Source organism: Nocardia sp. NPDC005825 (assembly GCF_040630175.1).
Lineage (GTDB): Bacteria > Actinomycetota > Actinomycetes > Mycobacteriales > Mycobacteriaceae > Nocardia.
In genome coordinates, this window is sequence record NZ_JBEXXC010000002.1 from 241954 (window position 1) to 261755 (window position 19802).

The following is a 19802-nucleotide window of genomic DNA, read 5'->3' on the forward strand; positions in this document are numbered from 1 at the left end:
GCTCCCGGAGGTTTCGCCCCGAACCCCCAGTGTGAGTTCAGTATTCGCCGCTGACCAGATTCTCCGGCGGCTCACCCGCGAGGTAGCGTGCGATTTCCGCGGTGGCGATGGTCCAGCCGCGCTCCAGGTTTCCGGTGCTGCTGCCGCCGACGTGCGGGGTGAGCAGCAGGCCCGGTGCGTCCCACAGCGGGTGATCGGCGGGCAGCGGTTCGGGGTCGGTGACGTCGAGAATGGCGCGCAGGCGGCCGGATTGCAGTTCGGCGAGCAGGTCGTCGGTGCGGACGACGGGGCCGCGGGCGGCATTGACCAGGATGGCGCGGTCGGCCATCCGGGACAGGAAGTCGGCGTCGACCATGCCGATGGTGTCGGTGGTGACCGGAACCATCAGGATCACCGCGTCGAAATGCGGGAGCAGGGCGGGGAGTTCGTCGATGCCGTGGACGCCGGCGCGGGGTCGGGTACCGACCAGTTCGACCGTGGTGCCGAAAGGCAGCAGCATGCGCTGTGTTTCGGTGCCGAGGTCGCCCGCGCCGATGATCAGAATGCGCTTGCCGTGCAGGGTGTCCGTGCGGTGCTGGGTCCAGCGGTGTTCACGCTGGGCGAGCGCGAATTCGGTGAATTCCCGGTAGACCGTGAGCAATCCGGTGATCGCCCACTCCGCCGTGCTGGCCCCGTGCGCGCCGCGACCCGTGGAGATCATGACGTGCGCGGGCAGTCGTCCGATCCAGGTTTCCGCGCCCGCGGTGAGCAACTGCACCAGGCGCAATGTGGGCAGCGCGCGGGCCAATTCGAGATTCTCGGGGCGGCTGGCCAGGAACGCGGGCACGAACACCTCGGCCTCGTCCGCCCCGTCGGGGAGCGGCTCGCCGAGCGTGTAGCGCAGCGGCCGCGCACCGGGCAGCCGGGAGATCGCCGCGAAGCCGTGTTCGTCGGGCACCAGCACCGTCACCGTCATGAAACCGACGCTAGCCGACCGGGCGGGATCCCGGTCGGCGTGGTGGCACCGGACCTCGGTGTCCGGTCTGGAACGCGGGTGCGCGAGTCAATAGCGCGGGTGCGCGAGCCAGCGGGCGGGCGCGCCCATCAGCCACTGGAACAGGGCGACGGCCATGGCGATGATTCCGAGCGAGGACAGAGCCGGGGTGGCGAGCAGCCAGCCGGCGTCGAGCAGCGCCAGGCCGAGCACGACGAACATTCGGAGGGTTCCTATTGGGCGGCGGATTCTTTCGGTGCGGGGGACCCGCTCGGACGACCGAGGAAACGGTTGACCGACCAGTTCGGCTTCGAGAGGGCACGTTTCGGCGCCATCTTGGCCAGGGGAACCACCGGCTTCCGAGGTGGCTCCACGGTACCCGTGGGCTTGGTCGCGGGCGCCGGTTTCGTGAGTTCCTTTCGCGCGGCAGCCATTTCCCGCCGCGACTGACGCAGCTCGCGCCGCGCCACCTGCCCGCGCCGCGAGGTGGTCCAGATTCCGGCCAGCAGCAGGATCGTTCCGGCCGCGCCGACCGCGCCGATCAACATCCCGTACGCGAACAACAGTCCGCTCGAACCGTGATAGGTGTGGTCGAATACGGTGAAGCCGTTGGGAAGTGCGTGCGAGTCACCGCTGTTGGCCGCGACCCCGGCCACACCCACGGTCACAGCACCCAGCAGAGCGATGAGCCCGATGATTGTGAACATATCGGGGCAATGCCCGCTGTCGCGCAGGCCAAACCCCGATACGGCAGGTTGTCCGGCGAGTCCTGCCCGCTTGTCCGCCGAATCCGTGGCTGGTGACCCGCCGGGCCCGCGGACCATAACGAACCGGGCGTTCCCGGCGTGCCGCGGCGGCGGGAACGCAACTCGATAGCAAACTCTCGGGCATGTCCCGTTCGCCCGGATATCGGCGCGGATAGCGGCCCGCGTGGCCGCCTCGGTCCGCCGCGGCCCGTCGCCCATGCTGGCGACCGGGGGACCGCCGCCGGGCGGGCCCGGGTGGGCGGTGGAGATGAAGTGGGACGGAGTCCTTCTCTGAACTTGGCAAGTCGACGCTATGGCGCTCGCCGAATGTCGCGGGGGTTCTTGTCGAGGCGCAGTCCGCGCCATGAAGGATGTCGTAATCGTCCATCGCCGGTCCATTCGGTGAAGGTGACCTCGCCGACGAGTTCAGGTTCAACCCAGACTGCATCGGGGACCGGGGCGTCGACTGTTGCTGTGTTGCGTTGCAGTGGTTGGAGTTTTGTGCGTAGGTCGCTGAGGGTGGCTTGGGCGAAGCCGGTGCCAACGTTGCCTACGTAGGTGAGTTCGCCGGTGTCGCTGTGTACGGCCATCAGTAGTGAGCCGATGTGCCCGGCGCGGCGACCGGTGCCCGGTTTCCAGCCGACGATGACGATCTCTTGATCGCGAATGTTCTTGACCTTGAGCCAGAGTGGGCTACGGCGCCCGGGCTGGTAGCGGCTGTCGAGGCGCTTGCAGATGATGCCCTCAAGTCCGAGGCGTCGTGATTCGTCGAGAACGGTTGCGCCAGGGCCGCCGAGGCGGGGCGGGGTCTGCCAGTGCGGGCCGCGCAGGTCGAGTTGCTCAAGGAGTTCTCGCCGTTGCTGATAGGGCAAGTTGATCAGGGATCGGTCGCCGATGTGCAGCAGGTCGAAGATCATGTAGGTGATTGGGGTGGCGGCGGCGAGGGAGCGGATGGTGGCCAGGTTGCGTTGATGCATCCGCGGCTGCAGCGCTTCGAAGGAGGACCGTCCGTCTGCGGCGAGTGCGACGATTTCGCCGTCGATGATGAAGGGCGGGTTCGCTGGTGCGAGTGCGGCGAGTTCGGGCCAGGCTGCGGTGATGTCCTTGTCGTTGCGAGATAGAACACGCAGCTGATCGGTGATGTAGCTGGTCGCGCGAATGCCATCGAATTTCACTTCGTAGTTCCATGCGATGTCGTCGCGGGGGATGACGCCGGCGGTGGCCAGCATCGGCGCATAGTGCGGCAGCCCCGTCACCGTTGCCTCGTCGCCATCGCTGGTCCTCTCCCGAACTCGAACGGTGCTCGACAATCGTTCAAATAATACCGACCGGTCCTACTTATGATGGGGATCGGCGCGGAGGGTGTTGTCAGTTCTCATCTGAACTGGCGTACTGGAAGTGCTATCTGCCGTTCGCCACGCGCTGCAAGTGGTATGTCCCGTCCAATCTCCTAATCCGATCTAGCGGATTTCTGGTCGATCAGACCAGGGATGCCGGGCCTGGTAGCTGATGTATCTCGGGCGGCAGCCCTCGGCTGCGATGCGTGACACCGGCACGTAGTGCAGTTACTGTCAAGCAACTGTGTCATGACTCACATCTGAGTTGAAAAATGAACCTTCCACTTGCCGTTCGGATTCGGATGTAGTTACTGTCGCTTACGGCTCGCAAATAGGGATGCAGCCAAACGGGGGATTCATTGACGGGGGGTTCGGATTGACTGCGGAATCGCGCACTAACAGGCTCTTGCGCAATGTATTCGGCCAATTGCCAGTGCAGTTAGCATTCGGTAGTGCAACGTCCATAGGGGGAGTTCGGTGTTTGCGCCCGTGGTAACACGGCGAGTCATTTTGCAAATTCGTCACCGCAGGTGACATTTGTCGGTAGTCGCGCCCCGGGGGCGCTCCATCTTGTTCGGTCGAACAACGAACTAGCGAAACAGGTGGCACCCATGACTAAAGCTATTTCGCTTGCCCATGAATTGAGCCAAGACACTCTTCTCGATCTGAGCGAAGGGAGAATCGACGTAATCTGGCACCACAAGTTCTATCCATCTGAAAGCTGTCAGACCGCGATGCCGAAGATCGTCGAGGCATGTGAAGCCGCCAACTACACCCTGACCGGTGATCTGCAGAGCCTCGGAACGTCGATCGGGGAGGCCAGTGAATCCGAGGTTGCACAATCGCGCTACCTCGATACAGCCCAACACACCACCACCCAGATACGCGACGACATCTTCGGGAGGCTGGCGGCTCCGGCGGACCTGGTACGCCTGCGTTGCGACGAGTGGTGGCCGGCCGGTGTGACACTGGCGCGGTACGAGGGTCGACAGATGCTCGCCAGCATCGTGCGCAGGTGGGTCAAGGGAGGTCATGCAAATCCGCACATCGATCAGAAGAGTGTGCCGCTGCTGGATGAATACCGGCTCGAAAGGCGAATTGGCGTCAACGTCTATCTCGAGACCCCACCTGCTGACGGGGGTGGCGAGGTCGATTTCTGGCACAGTTTCACCGATGAAAGTCAGTACATGTCGATCAAGCGACAAGATTACGGCATCGACCGCGAGAATCTCGGTGAACCGCTATTGTCCATTCATCCCGAACAGGGCGACCTCGTCATGTTCGACGCGGCTCGCGTACACGGAGTCCGCCGATTGACATCGGGTTCGCGGATTACTGCTGCCTGCTTTCTGGGCGTGCGATCGACGCGTGATCCGATTGTCGTGTTCGCCTAGCGCAGATCCGGAATAGCCCCGTGCAGAAATCCAAATTCGTTGTCGTTCTGAACAAGAATTACGACCTCGCCAGGCTTGCATCCGGACTGGGGCACGTCACGGCGGGATTGAGCGCAAGCCTCCATGCAGAACGTGATCGAATGAATTTCGTCCGGTACGAATCGTTCGACGGTGAGACCTACCCGTGGATCAGTGAATGGCCCTTCATCGTCCTGCGGGGAACCGGTGGGCATATTCGTTCATTCGGAACTGAGCTGCAGATCCGGGACCTGCCATGTGTTACATACCTAGACACGATGCTGACAGGCGGATCGGACAGTCAACGTGAGTCCACGTCGGCTACAAAAAGCGACGATCTCACCCCTCTGGCGATCGCGACCTTCGGAGACGGCGAGGTTATCGACCAACTCACCAAGAAATTCTCACTGTGGAAATGAGAACAATGCTCACGGGATGTATGTAGCGTGACCAAACCATTCTTGCTGCTCCAGTTGAGACCTGAGGACGCCGCGTCGGACGACGAGTATCGAGCGATTCTCCGAGGAGCCAAACTGACGTCTCGAGACGTCGTACGTGTACGCATGGACCAGGGGTTTCCTGACGACATCGTCCTCGACGACTATGCCGCGGTCATCGTCGGCGGCGGACCCAGCAATGTGAGCGATTCACCCGCCGACAAGTACCCCTACCAGCGGCTCTTCGAGCCGAGGCTCAGGCTGCTGATCGGAGAGATCGTGCGCCGGGACTTTCCTTATCTCGGCATCTGCTACGGAATGGGGATACTGGCCGACACCTTGGGCGCGCGGGTGGGAACCGAGCAATACGGCGAAACACCGGGCGCACAGACGATTACCCTCACCACCGCGGGTACCCGCGACCCATTGCTCCTCGGACTGCAGCGATCGTTTCGCGCGTTCGTCGGACACAAAGAGGCATGCCAGCACGTTCCCGCCGCCGCCGTCCTACTGGCGGGGGCGATCGATTGCCCCGTGCAGATGTTCCGAAGCGGGCGCAATGTGTATGCGACACAGTTCCATCCCGAACTAGACGCCGACGGGCTCGCCCTCAGAATCAGGATCTATAGCGAGCGTGGCTATTTCGCGACCGGCGAGGCCGAACACCTCATCGCCGACGGCCGGCGGGAGGAGATCACGGTACCCCCGGTGATCCTGAGCCGATTCGTGGCCCGATATCGCAGCAGCGCCCACGACGCCCCCGCACGCCACCCGGACCCCGATTCCACTCTCGCACGATGAAACCCGGTGTCCGCGTGAACGACCTCGTTGTGCGAGGGCGCATCGCGGACACATCTCGGGCCTCCGGCACTGGACATCCGATGGCCGGCGTCCCATCACCGAACGACCGTGGGTCGACACCGAGGAAATCTCGAAGGGAACACGTTTTGAGCCGCTTCACGAAGAACCTGTACGCAACCGGCGAGACGTCCGCGGCTTCCTTCATCACCGGCCCCCCGACCGCCCCCGTCACGACCACCTGGACGGAAGTACACCGCGCGGCACGGCGAGTCGCTGGGGGGCTGCGTGAGGCAGGGATCGAGCCCGGAGACGTCATTGCAGTGCTCATGCAAGCACCCAGCCAGGTCGCGCCGCTGATCCAGGGCATCTGGATGCTGCGCGCGACGGTGACCATGCTTCAACAGCCGACCCCGCGCACGGACATGGACAGCTGGTCGGCCGACACCGCCCGAGCGTGCCGGATGGTTGGAGCTCGATTCGTCCTCGTCGACGGGGACTTCGCGCACCTCGCCGAAGCGTTGAACTCCCACGGGATCGCGACGCAATCGGCGGCCGAGCTCGCCGACTGCGAACCCGTCGAGCCGGTCGACGGTGACGAATCTGACATCGCCCTGCTGCAGCTGTCGAGCGGCTCGACATCGTTCCCGAAAGGGATCGCGATCAGCCACGAGAACCTGCACGCCAATATTCAAGCCAATGTCGCGGCCTTCGGGCTCGCACCGTCACGTGACGTGATTGTCAGCTGGTTGCCGCTGTTCCACGACATGGGCATGATCGTGTTCTTCACCCTCCCCATGCAACTCGGATACCCGTTGGTCAAGGCGACACCTCGGGAGTTCATGGCGTCACCGGATCTGTGGCCGCGATTGCTGGCTGCCCATCGTGGCACGATGACCGCGGCTCCGAACTTCGCCTACGACATACTCGCGCGAACGTTCGAGAAGTCCTCCGACGGCCTGTTCGACCTTTCTGCCCTGCGCGTCGTCGTCAACGGTGCCGAACCCGTCGATCCTCGAACCATGCGTCGCCTCGCCGACGCCGGCCAGCGATTCGGTCTGGATCCTGGGTGCCTGCTGCCGTGCTACGGCCTGGCCGAGGCCACCCTGTCGGTGGCGTTGAGCCGACCCGGCGAAGGAATGGTCACCGACCGCATAGATCCGCTCGAGCTCGAACACAACCTGGTCGCCGTGCCCTCCGAGGCGGACGGTCACCGAGAGATCGCTACCGTCGGCCGCGTCGTCGACGGGCTCGAATGTCGAGTGGTCGATCGTGACGGACAAGCCCTCCCGGGCAGGCACGTAGGAAATTTGCAGGTCCGAGGCAGCTCGATCACGAACTTTTATCTGACCGTCGACGGGAAGATGCCCGCCAACGACTCCAGCGGCTGGCTCGATACCGGCGACCGAGCCTACTTCACGCCCGAGGACCGTCTGGTGATCTGCGGGCGCAGCAAGGACATCATCATCGTCGGCGGTCGAAACATCTATCCCGTCGATGTCGAACGTCAGCTCGCGGGAATCGAGGGTGTACGACCCGGCGGCGCCGCGGCGGTGTCGCTCGGCTCCGACGGCTTCGGGATTCTCATCGAGAGTCATGAAGCGAGCGACGCCGCGGTGCGCACGAGAATCGAATCCGAGGTCCGCACCGTCATCCTTCGCGCCGTGGATGCCCGTCCGAAGGCGGTCCGGGTGGTCATGCCCGGGACGCTGCCGAAAACGTCGTCGGGGAAGCTGCGAAGGGCCGAAGCCGCTGGCCTGTTCGCCAGCGACAGCCGACCCGGCCGCTGAAGACCGAATTCTCGCGGAGACACCAAGAACATGAATTTGCTGGATCAGATCGTCAGCTTCGAGCGAGTCCTTCTGAACGAGAGCGGCCGGGCAGTCGGACCGCGTGTCCAGGAGATCTTCCGAAACGCCTTTCTACGCCCGGTTCTCGACCTCACACCTATCGCATCACAACCGGACACCGCAACGATCGCGCTGGACGCCGCACTCACCGCCGAACTCTTCGGTATCTCCTCGTCGGTTCACGCTGCCAGGACCGACGGCACGATAACGCTGAGCGGAGTCGTCACCGGCGTCCCGATCACCGAGACCACAGCGTCCATCCACGTCCAAGCACGACTCGACGACAGCCCCGTCCTCATCACGGTTCCGGTGAGATCGGACGGTGTCGCCGTGCGCAGACAGACGGTCGGAGTCCTGGAGGGATTCACGACGGCCGATATCCAGTTCACCGATTGCGAGCTTTCTGCCGACCGCTCGGTGACGGACTTTCCGGATGATTTCGAGCGGCTCGCCGCTATCGTCGAAACGACGCGAATACTGCTGTGCGCCCTGGGCGGTGCCGTCGTGCGGCAATCCCTCGATTCAGCGCTGGACCACACTGCTCGGCGCAAGATGGCGGGCGGAAAGCTGATCGACTATCAAGTCGTCAGGCATCGATTGGCAGAAATCGCTGGCCGCCAGGTCGCCCTGCAGGCCGCAACGACCTTCCTCGCGAGCACGGGCACCGCTGCCGATCGAGCAAGGCACGCCGCCCAGCTGGCTCTCACCGCAGGCCGGTTGATCACCGAGGCAGTCGCCGATTGCTGCCAGTTCTACGGCGGACGCGGCCTTCTGCAGAACTACCCGATCGCCGTGGACTACCAGTCCGCGCATCGATTGGCATCACTGCTCGGGCGCGGCGATCTTCTGTCCGAAGTCGTCGGAGCACTGGCTGCGAGCCGCGCGTTCGCCGAGACCGCCGAAGCACACGAAGACCCGTCCCTGCGCAGCTTCCGCACGCGATGCCGCACATTCGTGGAATCGAAGATCGCACCCCATCACCGGGATTGGGACCACACCGCTGATCTGCCGCGCGCACTGTTCGAAGACTTCGCCGAGGCCGGATTCACCGGACTGATCATCGACCGTGATCTCGGCGGTGCCGGCGGAACCTTCGAGCAATCCCGGATCCTGATCGACGAACTAATGCGATACCCTGTCGCAGGTGTGATGACCAGCCTCGTCGCTCAGTCACACGGCGTACTGCCCCTGATCGCGAGACTCGGCAGCCCAGATCAACGACGGACCTATTTGGCTCCGTCCCTGGCCGGTGAACTCGTGTCGGGAATCGCCATCACCGACCCGTCCGGCGGCTCCGATCTGGTCCGATCCATCCGACTCGACGCCGAACGATCCAAACACGGCTGGGTGCTCAACGGTCAGAAACTGTTCATCACCAACGGCCCCATCGCGGATTTCCTGGTCGTCCTCGCACGCACCGATCCGCGTCGTGGGGCACTGGGATTCACACTCTTCCTCGTCGACACGAGCAATCCCGGGTTCTCGGTGAAAGCGGCGCTCGAGAAGACCGGATTGCGTGCCTCTCCGACCGGCTGGCTCGAATTCGTCGACTGCTACGTCCCGGACTCGGCCGTTCTCGGCACGGTCGGGAACGGCTTCCCCGAAGCATCCACGGTCTTGTCCAACGAGCGGCTCCTCATCTCGGTATGCGCCGCTGCGACAGCCCGTCGGTCGCTCGAGACCGCTGTCCACATCGACTGGGACGACGTCACGAAGGGGACAGCCGCGGCCGCGGACATCGCCGAAGTCTTCGTTCTCGAGACCTACTTCGCGGACATGATGAGGAGGAGAGATCATGTCGGAGTCTCAGAATCCGAGGCCGCCTGCGCAAAATTCCTCTCGGCCGAACTCGTGCAGAGAGTCATCCGCAACTGCTTCAGGTCGGTGAGCGGATCTGTGTTCTCCGATCCGACCTACCTCACCGATTCCTACCGCGACAGCCGTGTTCTCGGCGTGTTCTCGGGGAGTTCCGAGACAATGCGCGAAGTGTATGCCAACAAACTCGTGAACGGCTACGGGATAGGACCCTCCGCCCCAGTCGCCGAATTCGACAATTCGCTCGTATAACCAATTCTGCACCCTCAGGGAGATTTCATATGGGAAGTCCGACAGAGTCGTCACTGTCGACGATCGACCCCGGTACGGTGGTCGATGTCATCCGCAGTTTCGTCGAACGCGCAATTCCCGCCGAGGAATTGACGTCCGCCGGATTGTCGGACATGGATGCCGGAACATCCTTGTACACGCTTCCGATCGATTCGATCTCGATGATCGAACTGATCGACGACCTGAACGATGCATTCAACTCGGATGTCCGCCCCGATGACGTCTACAAGGCGCAATCGGTCGGCGATGTCGTCGCGCTGGTGGTCGAGTCCGCCGGCCCCCGTTGAGGCGCAGGAGTCTGTGGTCATGACTGTGAATCCGTTCGACGATGACGATGGATCCTTCTACGTGCTTGTCAACGACGAGGACCAGCATTCGCTGTGGCCGGCCTTCGCTGAAGTGCCGAAAGGCTGGCGCACGGTCTTCGGTGAGGCGTCCCGCGCCTCCTGCGTCGAATACGTCGAACATCACTGGACGGATATGCGGCCGGCAAGCCTGCGTCGTTCGATGATGCGTGATTGAGTGAAAGGCTGAATCAGAAATGGAATCCGTCGACGAGTCGGCCGTGTACATTGCCACGACAGTTCAGGAAGAATTCTGGATCGCTCAGATCTTGTATCCTGAGGCCGCGAACAATGTCGTGGCCTACATCGATATCGACACCGATGTCGATATCGACCTGCTCGGGGCCGCGCTGCGCCGTGTTGCGGCGGAATCCACCACTCTGAATATCAACTTCCGCGAAGCGGACGATCAACTGTGCGTGATCTCTCGGCGCAACACCGAGTGGTCGCCGGAGACGATCGATCTGAGGAGCCGGACAGATGCCGTCGCCGCCGCGGATCGATACCTCGATGACGAACGCACCCGTCTGTTCGATCTGCAGAAAGACGACCTCTACAGGGTGACGCTGCTGCGCATCGACACCACACGGCACTTCATCGCTTTGTGCTTCCATCACATTGTCGTCGACGCGGCGGGTTTGGCGCTGTGGGTGCATCGGGTGTTCGAGGTCTACGGTTCACTGCTCGACGGGAGAGAAATCAAACCGAGCGGCTTCGTCGGGATCGAAGAGATCCTCGACTCGCGTCGCCGCTACGAGGCCAACGAAATGGCGGTCGATCGCGACTATTGGCTCGCCCAGGTCGAGGGGCACCACGAGTTCCCCGGATTCCCGGGCACCATGCGCAGCGGTCGCCTCGGCCGGACAACGCACTCGATGCTTCTTCCTGTCCAATCCCTCGACGGTGTTGTCGAACTTGCTGATCGTTGGCGTGTCGAGCCGCCGTTCGTGTTGATGGCCGTCACTGCGGCAGTCCTGCACCGGTGCAGCCAACAGCAGGACCTTTCCCTGCAAGTGCCGCTGTCGAACCGTCGTGGCGCGGTAGGGCGGACACCGTGCGTCGTCTCGACCACGGTGCCCGTCACCGTCGAGGTCGCCGGGGACACGTCGTTGCAGTCCTTGACTCGGGACCTGCGCCGACGGATCCTCGACGCTGGCAGGCACGCGCGGTACGGCATCGCCGGCATCAAGCGTGACCTCGGACTGTCGAGCCACGCGACCAACCCGTTCGGTCCATCGGTGAACGTCCTTCCATTGGCCACCTCGATACCGGTCGGTGACGGGCAAGCGCGTCTGTACCCGGTGGGTTCGGGACGCAGCGGAGAATTCTCGATCACGTTCTGCTACGACCCGCGATCGACCTCCGAGATGGCAGTGAACCTCGAGGCGGACGCGGCGCTGTACGCCCGCGAGGATCTGATTACGTACACGAGCCTGCTCCGGCGATTCCTCGATCAGGTGATCGGCGATCCCGATGTCGTCGTCGGTGCGTTGGCCGTGCTCGACGAAGCCGAACGACAACTTGTTCTCGAGAACCGGACGAACACACCCGAGCACCCAAGCGTCGGCCCGAGCACCGTCGATCTGATCGAACACTGGTCGACGGCTTCCCCCGACTCTGTCGCGATCAGCTTTGACAGCGGCTCGATCACCTATCGAGAGATGGCCGCTCGAGCCGACGCCCTCGCCCGGACCCTGATCGGGCACGGCGTCGGCCCCGACGATGTGGTAGCGGTCGCTCTGACACGCTCGCCCGAACTGATCATCGTTCTTCTCGCCGTTATGAAGGCGGGCGGCGCTTATCTTCCCGTCGATCTGTCCTCTCCCCGCGAGCGAATCGAGTTCATGCTCGCCGACGCCGGCCCGGTCGTCATCGTCACCGACGCGACCTCCGCGCTGCTGATCCCCGCCGGCTTCGAGGGCGTCGTCATGCGTGTGGACCACGCGGATCCGCTCGACGATGGCCGCGGCAATCCAGGCCGCAGCACTCGAACCCCCGCCTCGCGCCCCGACCACCTCGCCTACGTGATCTACACCTCGGGCTCCACTGGGCGACCCAAGGGCGTGGCAATCACCCACGCCGACCTCATCGGTCTGCTCCGAAGCACGTCCGAATGGGCCCGGTTCGGACCGGAGGACGTCTGGATCTGGTGCCATTCGCACGCATTCGATTTCTCCGTGTGGGAGATGTGGGGGGCGCTCGCCTACGGTGGGCGGCTCGTTGTCGCGCCATGGGAAGCGGTGAGATCACCCCAGGACTTGCGGCGCCTGATCGCCGCGGAGGGCGTCACGATTCTCAACCAGACCCCCTCGGCCTTCTATTCGCTGATCGACAGCGAGCCTCGGTTCACCGACGAGCTAGCCGCACTGCGCATGGTGGTCTTCGGTGGCGAGGCGCTCGATCCGGGTCGCGTCTCGAAATGGCTGAACTCCTCGGCAGCAGACCACGTGACACTGATCAACATGTACGGGCTCACCGAGTCCACCGTGCACGTGACACACCGCGTCATCACCGCCGACGACCTGCTCGACGAGGCAAGCCCGATAGGGCAGCCCCTGTCGGGCATGACCGCGTACGTCCTGGACTCGGCGCTGCGCCCGATGCCGATCGGAATACCGGGCGAGCTCTATGTCGCAGGGCGACAACTGGCCCGCGGCTACCTCGGGCACGCCGGACTGACTGCTGCACGGTTCGTCGCGAACCCCTTCGACGAGTCCCCCGGCGCTCGCCTGTACCGCACCGGCGACGTGGTCCGATGGACGAGCACCGGTGAACTCGACTACCTGGGCCGGTCCGACGACCAGGTGAAGCTGCGCGGATACCGCATCGAACTCGGCGAGATCGAAGCTGCCCTACTCGCCCATCCCGCCGTGGTGCAAGCGGCCGTCGATGTGCACAGATCCGTCGTGAACGCGGAGCCGCGGTTGATCGGCTACGTCCGGCTGCACCGCGGCGTCGACACCGTCGGGGGTGTGGAGTTGCGTCGTTTCGTGGGGGATCGGTTGCCGGAGTTCATGGTTCCGGCGCGGGTGATGGTGTTGGATGCGTTTCCGTTGACGGTGAACGGGAAGTTGGATCGTCGGGCGTTGCCGGATCCGGGGTTCGAATCGTCGGTGGAGTATCGGGCTCCGCGGGGTGATCGTGAGCGGTTGTTGGCTGATGTGTTCGGTGAGGTGCTGGGTGTGTCGGGGGTGGGTGTCGATGACAGTTTCTTCGAGTTGGGTGGGCATTCGCTGTTGGCGACGCGGCTGGTGAGCAGGATCCGGTCTGTTTTCGGTGTCGAGGTGCCGTTGCCGGTAGTGTTCGACGGGCCGACGGTGGCGCAGTTGGTGACTCGGCTCGACGAGGCGGGCCCGGTGCGTCCTGCACTGGTGAGGACGGTCCGCCCGGGCAGTGTCCCGTTGTCGTTCGCGCAGCAGCGGTTGTGGTTCCTGCATCGTTTCGAGGGCCCGTCGGCGACCTATAACATGCCGGTGGCGTTGCGGTTGAGCGGTTCGGTGGACTTGGTGGCATTGCGGGCTGCCGTCGTGGACGTCGTCGAGCGCCACGAAGCGTTGCGCACTGTGTTCATCGAGGTGGACGGGGTTGCCGAGCAGCGGGTGGTGGACATCGCGCAGGTCGATGTCCCGTTCTCGGTGTCGGATGCCGATGATCTGGACGCTGCGTGTGTGTCCGCGGCGCAGTATCGTTTCGATCTTTCGCGCGAAATTCCGTTGCGTGCCAGTGTGTTTCGTTGCTCGGTCGATGAGTATGTGCTGGTTCTGGTGGTTCATCACATTGCGGGCGACGGGTGGTCGGTCGCGCCGTTCTTTGGGGATCTGACTAGCGCGTATGCGGCGCGGGTGCTCGGCGATGTCGCTGATCGGGTGCCGTTGCCGGTGCAATATGCGGACTATACGTTGTGGCAGCGGCAGCTTCTGGGTTCGGCCGGCGACGAGGCGAGCGTGTTGTCGCAGCAGCTGGACTACTGGCGTCGCGAGCTCGCGGGCCTTCCCGAACAGATCGCGTTGCCCACCGATCGGCCCAGGCCTCGGGTCGCCAGTCATCGCGGTGACATCGTCCCGCTGCGGATCGACGCCGAGACTCGTGAGTCGATCGAGCGGTTGGCGCGTCGGGCGAACGCGACCGTGTCGATGGTGTTGCAGTCGGCGTTGGTGACCTTGCTGCATCGGCTCGGGGCCGGTGATGACATTGCGATCGGTTCGCCGATCGCAGGGCGCACCGACGAGGCGTTGGACGACCTGGTCGGGTTCTTCGTCAACACGTGGGTGTTGCGTGCGCGGGTGACACCGGATCTGTCATTCACCGAGTTGGTGTCGCAGGTCAGGACCAAGTCGTTGGCTGCTTACTCGAATCAGGACGCCCCCTTCGAGCTGCTGGTCGAACAGCTCAACCCGGTGCGTTCCTCAGCGCATCCACTGTTCCAGATCTCACTGGCCTTCCAGAACACCACACAACCCACCGTCACACTCCCCGGCACGATCGTCACCGAACTCGAGATACCCACGAACACCGCACGTTTCGACCTCGCCTTCCATCTGCGGGAAGAAGACACGTCCGAGCCCGACGCGCTGAACAACCGCGACCACGCCGGCCTCGCCGGCTACATCGAATACTCGACCGACCTGTTCGACCGCGTGACAGTCGAAACCATCGCCGCACGATTCGCTCGAACGGTGCGCAACGCGGCGGCCGACCCGACGATCGCCGTCGCCGCCGTGGACATACTCGACCAGGGCGAACGCGATCTGCTGCTGAACCGGTGGAGCGGCACGACCACTGACGTCGACCACGACACCCTGATCGAGCTGTTCGAGCGGCGAGTATCCGCCTCGCCCAACGCCGTCGCACTCCTTGGCGCCGAGACCCACCTGACATACAGGGAATTGGACACGCGCACAAACCTTCTGGCGTACACCCTCCTCGGTCTCGGTGTAGGGCCGGAGAGCGTCGTCGCCGTGGCCCTCCCCCGGTCGCCCGAGCTGATCATCGCGCTCGTCGGGATCCTCAAGGCCGGCGCGGCCTATCTGCCTCTCGATCTGTCCTATCCCGCAGAACGCCTCGACTACATACTCACCGACGCTGCCCCCGTCGTCGTCGTCACCGACAGCGCGACCAGCACGCAAATCCCCAGGCAGTCATCGCATCTGCTGGTCGACCAGTTGATCGGTGACGAGAAATCCCGCAACCTCGAGGACGCCGGTCGCGCTCACGCCCCCACACCGGCGAACGCGGCCTACGTGATCTACACCTCTGGCACCACCGGCATGCCGAAGGGAACAGTCGTCACCCACGCCGCGATCGCCAACGTCACCAAGCAGGCATGGCAAATCGGCCCGGGGGACCGGGTGCTGACACACTGCGCCATCGCGTTCGATGCCTCGGCCTACGAGATCTGGCCCACCCTCATCAGCGGGGCAACCCTGGTGCCGGGCCCTGCGGGGAGTTTCGAGCCCACCGCGATCACCAAACTGATCGACAACCAACAGATCACGCATCTGTTCGCGACCTGTTCGGCACTGGCGGCGCTGCTCGACGCCGACGACGGGACACAACTGGGCAGTCTGAAGCGGATCGACACCGGCACCGAGGTGCTGCCGCCGACCACGGTCGGCGCACTGCACTCCACGTATCCGCAGACGCAGCTCTACAACCTCTACGGCCCCACCGAAACCACCGTCGCCATCACCGAGTTCGCGCTCGGCGAAGACGACACCCCCGACTCCGTGCCGATCGGCAGGCCCTACGGAAACTGCCGGGCCTACGTCCTCGACCATCGCCTCGCCCCGACGCCGATCGGTGTCGCCGGCGAGCTCTACCTGGCCGGGGTCCAGGTGGCGCGGGGCTATCACCAGCGACCGGCGCTCACCGCCTCCCGGTTTGTCGCGAACCCGTTCGATCCCGACGGTGGGCGCCTGTACCGCACTGGCGACCTGGCGTCCTGGGCTCCGACCGGGATGCTCGAATACATAGGCCGACGAGATCTGCAGGTGAAGCTGCGCGGATACCGCATCGAACTCGGCGAGATCGAAGCTGCCCTACTCGCCCATCCCGCCGTGGCGCGCGCGGTCGTCATCGCGCGTGACGCTCACCTGATCGGCTATGTCCTCTCGTCTGCCGAGCCAGCGGTCGGGGGTGTGGAGTTGCGTCGTTTCGTGGGGGATCGGTTGCCGGAGTTCATGGTTCCGGCGCGGGTGATGGTGTTGGATGCGTTTCCGTTGACGGTGAACGGGAAGTTGGATCGTCGGGCGTTGCCGGATCCGGGGTTCGAATCGTCGGTGGAGTATCGGGCTCCGCGGGGTGATCGTGAGCGGTTGTTGGCTGATGTGTTCGGTGAGGTGCTGGGTGTGTCGGGGGTGGGTGTCGATGACAGTTTCTTCGAGTTGGGTGGGCATTCGCTGTTGGCGACGCGGCTGGTGAGCAGGATCCGGTCTGTTTTCGGTGTCGAGGTGCCGTTGCCGGTAGTGTTCGACGGGCCGACGGTGGCGCAGTTGGTGACTCGGCTCGACGAGGCGGGCCCGGTGCGTCCTGCACTGGTGAGGACGGTCCGCCCGGGCAGTGTCCCGTTGTCGTTCGCGCAGCAGCGGTTGTGGTTCCTGCATCGTTTCGAGGGCCCGTCGGCGACCTATAACATGCCGGTGGCGTTGCGGTTGAGCGGTTCGGTGGACTTGGTGGCATTGCGGGCTGCCGTCGTGGACGTCGTCGAGCGCCACGAAGCGTTGCGCACTGTGTTCATCGAGGTGGACGGGGTTGCCGAGCAGCGGGTGGTGGACATCGCGCAGGTCGATGTCCCGTTCTCGGTGTCGGATGCCGATGATCTGGACGCTGCGTGTGTGTCCGCGGCGCAGTATCGTTTCGATCTTTCGCGCGAAATTCCGTTGCGTGCCAGTGTGTTTCGTTGCTCGGTCGATGAGTATGTGCTGGTTCTGGTGGTTCATCACATTGCGGGCGACGGGTGGTCGGTCGCGCCGTTCTTTGGGGATCTGACTAGCGCGTATGCGGCGCGGGTGCTCGGCGATGTCGCTGATCGGGTGCCGTTGCCGGTGCAATATGCGGACTATACGTTGTGGCAGCGGCAGCTTCTGGGTTCGGCCGGCGACGAGGCGAGCGTGTTGTCGCAGCAGCTGGACTACTGGCGTCGCGAGCTCGCGGGCCTTCCCGAACAGATCGCGTTGCCCACCGATCGGCCCAGGCCTCGGGTCGCCAGTCATCGCGGTGACATCGTCCCGCTGCGGATCGACGCCGAGACTCGTGAGTCGATCGAGCGGTTGGCGCGTCGGGCGAACGCGACCGTGTCGATGGTGTTGCAGTCGGCGTTGGTGACCTTGCTGCATCGGCTCGGGGCCGGTGATGACATTGCGATCGGTTCGCCGATCGCAGGGCGCACCGACGAGGCGTTGGACGACCTGGTCGGGTTCTTCGTCAACACGTGGGTGTTGCGTGCGCGGGTGACACCGGATCTGTCATTCACCGAGTTGGTGTCGCAGGTCAGGACCAAGTCGTTGGCTGCTTACTCGAATCAGGACGCCCCCTTCGAGCTGCTGGTCGAACAGCTCAACCCGGTGCGTTCCTCAGCGCATCCACTGTTCCAGATCTCACTGGCCTTCCAGAACACCACACAACCCACCGTCACACTCCCCGGACTGGACATCGACACGATGCCCATCGCATCGACAGTTGCACGCTTCGACCTCCTGTTCGACGTCCTCGACTCGCCGGCCGGGGAAGCCTGGACAGGATTCATCGAGTATTCGACAGACCTGTTCGAACAATCGACCGTCGAGGGCCTCGCTGCCCGGTTTATCCGCGTGCTGCAGCAGGTAGCGACCGCGCCGAACACCGCGCTCGGCGACGTGGAGATCCTGGCAGCATCCGAGCGTGAACAACTGTTGAGCAGATGGAACGACACGGCGGTGGCGATCGACGACCGCGCAACGCTCGTGAGTCTGATCGAGGATCGGGTTTGCCGAAGTCCACGCTCGATAGCAGTCGTGTCCGAGGGCGTCGAACTGTCGTATCGCGAACTGAACGCCAGAGCCGACGTATGCGCGCGCCAGCTGATACACCGCGGAGTCACACCCGACAGCGTCGTCGCCGTCGCGTTCCCCCGCTCGGCCGCGCTGGTCGTCGCCATGCTCGCGGTCCTCAAAGCCGGAGGAGCCTACATCCCTGTCGATCCGGACTACCCCTCCGAGCGACTAGCTTTCATCCTCGAGGACTCCGATCCGGTTCTGCTGTTGACCGACAGTGCCACAGCCGGGTTGCTCCCCGACACGGGGCACGAGCCCCTGCTGCTCGACACGATCGACATCCACCTCGACCCCGGCGAACCAGACGACCCGACCCCCGGTCGTACCGACGTCGACCTACATCCGGACAACCTCGCTTACCTGATCTACACCTCGGGATCCAGCGGAGTACCGAAAGCGGTCGCCGTCAGCCATCGGAACGCGACGAGTTTCGTCGCGGCCGCCGCACTCGATCTGCAGGAAAGCCTCTCCGGGACGACCCTGGCAACCACCTCGGTCGCCTTCGACGTGTCGGTACTGGAGATTTTCGGGGTGCTGTGTGCCGGAGGCACGATCGAGGTCGTAGCCGACGTGCTCACGCTGGCGCACGGCCGACCATGGAAGGGTGACGTGCTCAGCACGGTCCCGTCGGCGTGGAACGCGGTGCTCAACTCGTCGGCCGATCCTCGCGCCGAGACGATCGTGTTCATCGGTGAGCAACTGACCTACGACCTCGTCGAGCGGACCGCTGCGCTCCTGCCGGGCGCCACAGTCGTCAACGGATACGGGCCGACCGAGACCACGGTATACGTGACCTCCAAAGCGATCTGCGGCAACCACGTGCCTGCCGAGGGTCCGATGCCGATCGGTCGACCCATCGCCAACACCCGAGTGTTCGTCCTGGACACCCGGCTACGCCCGGTCCCAGCAGGAGTGGCCGGCGAGTTGTACATCGCCGGGGCGCAGGTGGCACGGTGTTATCGAGGGCGGGCAGCCCTCACCGCCGGTCGTTTCGTGGCCGATCCCTTCGATGTCTCCGGAGGTGGACGTCTCTACCGGACGGGTGACCTCGTGCGATGGAACCTGTCGGGAGAACTGGAGTTCATCGGCCGCGCCGACAACCAGGTCAAGATCCGCGGACACCGCATCGAGCTCGGCGAGATCGAAACCGTCCTGCGAACCCATCCCGGAGTGGACCAGGCCGTGGTGGTGGCGAGGGCGATCGGCGTGACCGACCTGGACACGCAGCTCATCGGCTACGCAGTGCCTCGCGCGAGGGGCGGCGACCCGGATCCGGCGCAGTTGCGCCACTACTTGTCCGAGAAATTACCGAAATACATGGTACCCGCATCGATCATGATGCTGGAGAGCCTGCCGCTGACGCCGAACGGGAAACTCGATCGACGAGCGCTGCCAGCACCGGTATTCCACACCACAATCGAATATCAACCACCGAGAGACGAGCGCGAGAATTCTCTCACCTCGCTGTACGAGAAAATCCTCGATGTGCCGCGGGTCGGGATCGACGACAGCTTCTTCGACCTCGGCGGGCATTCTCTGCTGGTGACGCAGTTGGTCAGCAGGATACGGTCGGAGATGGGTGTGGAGGTACCGCTGCCGACGATCTTCGAATCTCCAACCGTTCGCGAGTTGGCCGAAAGCCTTCCGACGCAGCAGGCGACGCACCGCCCGCGCCTGCGAAAAATGGATCGAGAGAAGAGATCATAACGGCCCGCGCGTCGTTGCCGCACCGAAGCCTGTCGAAACCTCGTGTAATACGTTCGCATTCC

General features: G+C 64.0%; 12 protein-coding genes. 8 read left to right on the forward strand and 4 right to left on the reverse strand.

Going from position 1 to position 19802, the window contains the following annotated elements; translation table 11 throughout:
• Positions 1-37: 37 nt before the first annotated feature.
• The 4 genes from ABZ382_RS05790 to ligD form a co-directional block, all read right to left on the reverse strand.
• Positions 38-955, reverse strand: a complete 918-nt coding sequence (locus ABZ382_RS05790) for a 2-hydroxyacid dehydrogenase (RefSeq protein ID WP_357084678.1) — start codon at positions 953-955, stop codon at positions 38-40.
• Between the two features lie 87 nt (positions 956-1042).
• Positions 1043-1195: a hypothetical protein gene (locus ABZ382_RS05795; protein WP_357084681.1), complete on the reverse strand. Its 153-nt coding sequence runs from the start codon at positions 1193-1195 to the stop codon at positions 1043-1045.
• Positions 1196-1206: 11 nt separating this feature from the next.
• Positions 1207-1680 (reverse strand): hypothetical protein, encoded by a 474-nt coding sequence (locus ABZ382_RS05800; RefSeq protein WP_357084684.1) that lies wholly within the window; start codon positions 1678-1680, stop codon positions 1207-1209.
• Positions 1681-2030: 350 nt separating this feature from the next.
• A complete protein-coding gene (gene ligD, locus ABZ382_RS05805; RefSeq protein WP_357084687.1) occupies positions 2031-3029 on the reverse strand; it encodes a non-homologous end-joining DNA ligase in 999 nt (332 codons plus the stop codon).
• 638 nt (positions 3030-3667) lie between these two features.
• On the opposite strand from ligD, the gene ABZ382_RS05810 reads away from it, so the two are divergent.
• The 8 genes from ABZ382_RS05810 to ABZ382_RS05845 all read left to right on the forward strand — a co-directional run bounded on the left by ABZ382_RS05810 (position 3668) and on the right by ABZ382_RS05845 (position 19740).
• Complete coding sequence (locus tag ABZ382_RS05810; RefSeq protein ID WP_357084689.1) at positions 3668-4450, forward strand: 2OG-Fe(II) oxygenase; 783 nt, start codon at positions 3668-3670, stop codon at positions 4448-4450.
• 20 nt (positions 4451-4470) lie between these two features.
• Positions 4471-4887 (forward strand): DUF2000 domain-containing protein, encoded by a 417-nt coding sequence (locus ABZ382_RS05815; protein ID WP_357084692.1) that lies wholly within the window; start codon positions 4471-4473, stop codon positions 4885-4887.
• 27 nt (positions 4888-4914) lie between these two features.
• Positions 4915-5706 carry a glutamine amidotransferase gene (locus tag ABZ382_RS05820; protein ID WP_357084695.1) on the forward strand — a complete coding sequence of 264 codons (792 nt, stop codon included), beginning with the start codon at positions 4915-4917 and terminating at the stop codon, positions 5704-5706.
• A gap of 146 nt (positions 5707-5852) precedes the next feature.
• On the forward strand, positions 5853-7493 hold the full coding sequence (locus ABZ382_RS05825; protein WP_357084698.1) for a fatty acyl-AMP ligase: 1641 nt from the start codon (positions 5853-5855) through the stop codon (positions 7491-7493).
• A 30-nt stretch (positions 7494-7523) separates the two neighbouring features.
• Positions 7524-9620, forward strand: coding sequence for an acyl-CoA dehydrogenase family protein (locus ABZ382_RS05830; RefSeq protein ID WP_357084701.1), 2097 nt, complete (start codon positions 7524-7526; stop codon positions 9618-9620).
• Between the two features lie 29 nt (positions 9621-9649).
• Positions 9650-9946: an acyl carrier protein gene (locus ABZ382_RS05835; RefSeq protein ID WP_357084704.1), complete on the forward strand. Its 297-nt coding sequence runs from the start codon at positions 9650-9652 to the stop codon at positions 9944-9946.
• A gap of 19 nt (positions 9947-9965) precedes the next feature.
• Positions 9966-10181 (forward strand): MbtH family protein, encoded by a 216-nt coding sequence (locus ABZ382_RS05840; protein WP_357084706.1) that lies wholly within the window; start codon positions 9966-9968, stop codon positions 10179-10181.
• A 19-nt stretch (positions 10182-10200) separates the two neighbouring features.
• Positions 10201-19740, forward strand: a complete 9540-nt coding sequence (locus ABZ382_RS05845) for an amino acid adenylation domain-containing protein (protein WP_357084710.1) — start codon at positions 10201-10203, stop codon at positions 19738-19740.
• Positions 19741-19802 lie beyond the last annotated feature (62 nt).